The sequence below is a fragment of the Streptomyces sp. NPDC050164 genome, assembly GCF_044459945.1.
GTDB classification, from domain to species: Bacteria; Actinomycetota; Actinomycetes; order Streptomycetales; family Streptomycetaceae; genus Streptomyces; species Streptomyces coeruleorubidus_A.
Genome location: NZ_JBITJK010000088.1, coordinates 1 through 3,744, shown reverse-complemented (window position 1 = coordinate 3,744; position 3,744 = coordinate 1). Strand labels below are relative to the sequence as shown.

4 protein-coding genes and 1 pseudogene are annotated in these 3,744 nt (G+C 67.3%); 4 read left to right on the top strand and 1 reads right to left on the bottom strand.

The features are described 5' to 3' along the window. The first annotated feature begins 166 nt into the window (after window positions 1-166). Window positions 167-1,204, top strand: a complete 1,038-nt coding sequence (locus ACIBNA_RS44890; protein WP_399171264.1) for a CehA/McbA family metallohydrolase — start codon at window positions 167-169, stop codon at window positions 1,202-1,204. Between the two features lie 9 nt (window positions 1,205-1,213). Here the strand turns inward: ACIBNA_RS44890 and ACIBNA_RS44885 are convergent. Next, window positions 1,214-2,022, bottom strand: a protein-coding gene (locus ACIBNA_RS44885; RefSeq protein ID WP_399171262.1) for an IS5 family transposase whose coding sequence is annotated in 2 segments (ribosomal slippage) — window positions 1,214-1,683 and window positions 1,683-2,022 — 810 coding nt in all. Because the reading frame shifts where the segments join, the coding sequence is not laid out codon by codon here. A 339-nt stretch (window positions 2,023-2,361) separates the two neighbouring features. Here ACIBNA_RS44885 and ACIBNA_RS44880 point away from each other — a divergent pair. The 3 genes and pseudogenes from ACIBNA_RS44880 to ACIBNA_RS44870 all read left to right on the top strand — a co-directional run. Continuing rightward, window positions 2,362-2,538, top strand: a complete 177-nt coding sequence (locus ACIBNA_RS44880; RefSeq protein WP_399171260.1) for a hypothetical protein — start codon at window positions 2,362-2,364, stop codon at window positions 2,536-2,538. A 160-nt stretch (window positions 2,539-2,698) separates the two neighbouring features. Continuing rightward, complete coding sequence (locus tag ACIBNA_RS44875; protein WP_399171258.1) at window positions 2,699-2,971, top strand: relaxase domain-containing protein; 273 nt, start codon at window positions 2,699-2,701, stop codon at window positions 2,969-2,971. A 423-nt stretch (window positions 2,972-3,394) separates the two neighbouring features. After that, a pseudogene (locus ACIBNA_RS44870) lies at window positions 3,395-3,529 on the top strand (IS701 family transposase); the annotation flags it as partial. Window positions 3,530-3,744: the final 215 nt, after the last annotated feature.

The window sequence follows — 3,744 nt, the reverse complement described above, 5'->3', positions numbered from 1 at the left end:
CATCGCCCGCCTGCACAACCTCGCCCTCGCCGGGTGACGCAGAAACCGGCAGGCCACCCAGCACGTCAAAGATCATTTACGGGACAGCCCTTAGCTGATCGTTTCAGAATGAGATCTTGATCCGACCTCTCGGCTGAGACGGCGCTCAGTGGCGCGACGGAACCGGTTGTTCTGCTTGCGCGTTGGCTTGACGGGACTTGAGGAGGGGAGAACCTTGTCGAGTTTGAGCTTCCCGCCGACGCGGGCGGTCGGACGCGGGGCGGCCTGGTACCGCGGGGACTGCCATGTCCACTCCGTCCACTCGGACGGGGAACTCGCTCCCGAGGAGTTGGCCGTTCGGGCGCGCGCCGCCGGGCTCGATTTCATCGCGACGACGGAGCACAACTCAGCTGCGGCCCCCGGTGCATGGGGGCATCTGGCCACCGATGACTTCTTGATCGTTCTCGGTGAGGAAGTGACCACGAAGACCGGACACTGGCTCGCGCTCGGCACCAACCCCGGCCAGGTCGTCGACTGGAACCACCAGGTCAGGGACGGAGTGATCGATCAGTGCCTGGACCAGGTCCATCGAGTAGGGGGTCTGTGCGTGGCCGCGCACCCGCATGCGCCCTATCCGTCAGGCGACTTCATGTTCCCATTCCGGGGCTTCGACGTGGTGGAGGTCTGGAACGGGCTGTGGACTTCGGACCGGTCCTGGAACGCTGACAACGAGGCCACCCTGGCAGAGTGGGGGATGAGCCTCGCAGCAGACATCCACACGGGGTCGTGGCGGCCGGCGATGGGCAACAGCGACACCCACTTGGAGGGGCAGATCGGCATCCCTCACACGGTGGTCTTCGCCGAGGAGTTGAGTACGGAGGCAATCCTGGCCGGAATCCGAGCCGGCCGCAGCTGGATCGCCGAGTCGGCGGACGTGGACGTGTCGTTCACCGCCAATGCCCACCGTCGCGTTGCCGGAGTGGGAGAACGGCTCGCGACTCATGGTGGGCAGGTCGAAGCGCAGGCAGCAGTACAAGGTGTGCCGATGGGGACCGTCAGCTTCCACACCGATCGAGGGGAGGTTCACCGTGTGCCTCTGCCCGGTGACGGGGCGGGTGTGGTGCGGTGGGACACGACGGCCGGGGACTCGGCGTTCGTCCGCATCGAGGTCCGTCATCCCAACGGGCACGTCGCCGCACTCACCAATCCGATCATCCTGACCTGACCGCTCGCTTCACCCTGCGGTGCGTAGGCGACGGAGGCAGATGAGGCTGCAGGCCAGTTCGAGCAGGCCCTGATGGAGGTCAGCGCGTCGTTCGTAGCGGATCCGGAGCCGTTTGAACTGGTGCAGCCAGGCGAAGGCCCGCTCCACCACCCAACGCACCTTGCCGAGTCCCGAGCCGTGAGCCACGCCGCGTCGGGCGATCATGGGTTTGATGCCGCGCTTCCGCAGCAGGCGGCGGTACTTGTCGAAGTCGTAGCCCCGGTCGGCATACAGGTGCCGGGGCTTGCGGCGAGGCCGTCCCCGCAGCCCACGGATCGGCGGGATCGCGTCGAGCAGTGGCAGCAGCTGGGTGACATCGTGACGCTTGCCACCGGTGAGCGTGACGGCGAGCGGGGTTCCATGTCGGTCGACTATCAGGTGGTGCTTGGAACCGGGACGGGCGCGGTCGACCGGCGAGGGACCGACGTGATCCCCCCTTTCAGGGCCCGGACATGCGAGCCGTCAACAGCGCAGTGGTCCAGGTCCAGCAGGTCGGCTCGGCGCAGCTCGGTCAGCAAGGCTGCGTGCAGTCGCGGCCAGACGCCAGCCTCGGTCCAGTCCCGAAGCCGGCGCCAGGCCGTTACCCCGGAACAGCCGACCGCTTCGGCCGGGACGTCGCGCCAGGCGACACCGGTCCGCAGCACGAACATGACCCCGGTGAGTGCCACCCGGTCGGGAACGCGCAGTCGCCCTGGGTGGCGGCGGCGCCGCTCAGGAGCGGGCGGCAGCAGCGGAGCCACGCGCTCCCACAGGTCATCTGGAACAAGATCAGCACGCACCCAGACACCCTGCCCACCAAGATCACCGGGCACAAGACTTACGACTCAACCCATTCTGAAACGATCAGTAAGGAAGAGGCGGCGCGCACATCAAAGCGCCATGCGACACAAAGGACGGCTGTTGGCTCGCGAGGAAGACACCCCGGGCCGGCCTGCCGGTGATTAGTAATCACCGGCTCTACGGAAGGGGACTCGTCAACCAACAGCCAGGATGAGTCGCCAAGGCGGGACGGGGAGCCGTCGCAGAGTGCGGCAACATCAGACACAATCCCCGAGCCCCGCGCCGACTCTCGCTCGCCGAAGGGCAAAAACGCGAGCCTGGAATCGCAAGCCCGTCGGGTGCCGTTCGACAGGCCCGGGGAACTCGCGCTGCTGCTGGACGTGAGGGTGGAGACCGACGACGCCTTCTTCACGCTCCTGGAACTGCTGAACAGCAAGGCACTCGACAGGGACCCAGCGCGGGCTGGTGACCTGGCGCGATCCTTCGCTGAGCAAGCCGCAGCACGGACTGGCTGACGGATATGCGATGCCGATCCCGGCGCCGTTCCCATCGCGGTGATGCGCATACCGGCTACCGCGACAACTGCCGCTGGCAGTCCCAACCCTGACAACGGCACACCCGCGACCTGGGCGGTGGGGTGCTTCCCCACAATGACTCCCGGCCCGTACGCCTCGCGTGTGCGGGCCGGACCTGTCACCGATCCGGCCATGTGAGGTCCTGCTTCATACGCACTGTCTGATCGCCAACCGGCCGCAGCGCCTGGACGGCTCCTGGTACGCACTGGACACCCGTCGGCTTCTCCAGCATGTGGTGGCGGCCGGGACGCTCTACACCCTCACGATAACCACCGAGGTGTCCGAGAAGCTGGGGCTGGCGACCGTGCCCCGCGAGGTCACCCCCGGTCTGCGCCCGGTCATGGAAATAGCGGGACGTGGACCAGGTAGCTGATCGACTGGTCCTCCACCCGCCGCAAGCGGATCAAGGACGCACTGGAGGGCATCCTGGACAACTTCATCACCGACCAGGCCCTCACCCCGCCAGTCACGTCAGCTGACCGTGCCCCGGAAAGCCGCAGGGCCCCGGCGGCGGATCAGCTCACTACACCGCCGACTTCGACTGGCCCACCCGCTGGTGGAGCGTCGGCACCAACGGCAAGCCACCCCGCGCGGCAACCCGGTACGAGCGCGCCCGGGTTGCCAGCCTCGCCCTGCAGAACGCGATCCGCACCGCACCCGCCGCGACCGCGTCGACCGCTGCAGGCGCCGACGACCACAACCACGACCAGGCGGCGGCCACGCCGCACGCAGTCGAGCAGGGCCCGCCCGGCGGTGCGAGGCGGTCGGCGTGGAATCCGACTGAACCGGTGCTTAGAAACACGGCCTGGGCCTGGACCACTTCGAAGGCCGCACTTGGCGCGGCTGGCACCACCAGGTCACCCTCGTCACCGCCGCCCAGGCCTTCCTCACCCTCCGGCGGCTCGACCCGAAAGCCCAGATGCCGACCTGACTCTCTACCAGGTCCTCGACGTCCTCCAAGACCTGCTGAGGTGCTGGACCGGTACCTGCACCACCTGCGGCCGACCCCTCGCTACAAGCAGACCCAGAGCCAGAACCTAACGAAGCACTACTAGTGACTTGAGTCGGAGATTCGTCGTTGGTTCGGTATGAGTCGTCCGGGCCCGAAGATTCCGCCGTTGTCACTGACTGATGCCCAGCGGGCCG